The organism is Mesorhizobium sp. M4A.F.Ca.ET.090.04.2.1, assembly GCF_003999085.1.
GTDB lineage: Bacteria > Pseudomonadota > Alphaproteobacteria > Rhizobiales > Rhizobiaceae > Mesorhizobium.
Genome location: NZ_RZOT01000782.1, coordinates 1 through 1,820, shown reverse-complemented (window position 1 = coordinate 1,820; position 1,820 = coordinate 1). Strand labels below are relative to the sequence as shown.

Annotated in this window: 1 protein-coding gene and 2 pseudogenes; 2 read left to right on the top strand and 1 reads right to left on the bottom strand. The window is 66.8% G+C overall.

Going from position 1 to position 1,820, the window contains the following annotated elements:
• Positions 1 to 711, bottom strand: a pseudogene (locus EN781_RS31745) (ATP-dependent DNA helicase RecG); the annotation flags it as partial.
• Between the two features lie 92 nt (positions 712 to 803).
• On the opposite strand from EN781_RS31745, the gene EN781_RS31740 reads away from it, so the two are divergent.
• Both EN781_RS31740 and EN781_RS31735 read left to right on the top strand, forming a co-directional pair.
• Positions 804 to 1,091 carry a succinate dehydrogenase assembly factor 2 gene (locus EN781_RS31740; protein ID WP_126059061.1) on the top strand — a complete coding sequence of 96 codons (288 nt, stop codon included), beginning with the start codon at positions 804 to 806 and terminating at the stop codon, positions 1,089 to 1,091.
• Positions 1,092 to 1,104: 13 nt separating this feature from the next.
• Positions 1,105 to 1,820, top strand: a pseudogene (locus EN781_RS31735) (transcription-repair coupling factor); the annotation flags it as partial.

The window sequence follows — 1,820 nt, the reverse complement described above, 5'->3', positions numbered from 1 at the left end:
GGCCAGCAGCTCGTCATAGGCAAGCCGCCGCCACGCCACCCCCTCGACCGCCACGTCGATCGGGTCTGCCGGATAGTGGATGCCGGCAAGCGCATCGGCGAAGGGTGGAAATGTCTGGCGGCGCATGAAGGCGTCGTCCTGCCATTCCGGCAACTCCGGCAGGCGGCCAAGCGCCTGGCCGATGGCACGGCGCAGCACCTTGCCCGAGAGACCGGCGGTGAGCGGATAGACCGGCTCGACCAGTGGCAGGTTTTCCGCTTCGCCGGCCAGCGCGACGTGGTCGGGGTGGACCATGGTCGGGCGGCCGTTGAACCATTCCATGCGGCCCGAGATGACGACATGCTCGCCCACCGGCATCGACTTTTCGAGATAAGCGGCGTGGGCATGGAAAAAGGTCAGCGCGATCTCGCCGGTGTCGTCATGGGCGTAGACCCGGTACGGCACCGACCTGTTACCACGCGGCGGCGGCTGGTGGCGGTCGATGCGTACCTCGAGGGTGACGATCGCGCCTTCGGCGGCAAGCGCTATGCCCGGCCGGTTGCGGCGGTCGATCACTGTGTGCGGCAGCACGAACAAAAGGTCGCCGGCGCGCGCGGCGCGGTCGCCGAGATCGGCGGCCACTACCTTTTCGATCAACATGCCTACCTTCGGCCCGACGCCGGCAAGCGAAGTGATCGGGACGAACAGCGGATCGAGGAGGGAAGGGCGCATGTTGTCAGCTTATGTCGCGACAACCATTGCGCAAGGCTGACACCGCCCTCTATCCACGCTATATGCGCCGCTTCAGCAAGGGACGCGGCGCCATGACCGGGACACAACGATCAAGCGAAGGGCTGGATGCCCGCCGCCGCAAGCTCCTGTTCCGCTCCTGGCATCGCGGCATGCGCGAGATGGACCTGATCCTGGGCTCCTTCGCTGATGCCGAGATCGGTGACTTGACCGATGCGGAAATCGACCAATATGAAAAGCTCCTTGAAATCCCCGACACCGAATTCCTGCCTTTCATCACCGGCGAACGTCCGGTTCCGGCCAACATCGACTGCGCTGTCCTGCAAAAGATCCTGGCGTCGCGCCGGACCATGACATTTTGAAAAACGCATACAAATGAGCCTTATTCCCTCCATCGGCCTGCCGAAGGGCCGCGCCGGCCAGTTCATCGTCGACGGTGTCGCCGACGGCTACGAAGCTTTCGCGCTGGTGCAGACGGCGCTTGAGATCGCGCCCGAAAAGCCGGTGCTGTTCGTGGCCCGCGACGGGCAGCGCCTGCCGGCGATCACCGAGGCGCTGGCCTTTGCCGCGCCTGGCCTGCCGGTGCTCGAACTGCCCGCCTGGGACTGCCTGCCCTACGACCGCGTCTCGCCGGGCTCGGATGCGGCGGCGCGGCGGCTCGACGCGCTGGCCGCCATGATCGCGCTGGCGAGGAAGCCGCATCGCGCCGTGATCCTCACCACCGCCAACGCGCTGCTGCAGCGCATCCCGCCGGCCGATCTCATCGAAGCCCAGACCTTCCACGCCAGGCCCGGCAATCAGATCGACATGAAGGCGCTGGTGTCGCGGCTGGAAACCTCCGGGTTCGAGCGGGTGCCGACGGTGCGCGGCGTCGGCGAGTTCGCGGTGCGCGGCGGCATCCTGGACCTCTTCGCGCCCGGCTGGAGCGAGGCGCTCAGGCTCGATTTCTTCGGCGACACGCTGGAATCGATCCGCGTCTTCGACGCCGCCACGCAGCGCACCACCGGCCAGCGCAAGTCGATGGCGCTGCAGGCGATGAGCGAAGTGGCGCTGACGCCGGAGACGATCAGCCGCTTCCGCCGCGCCTATAT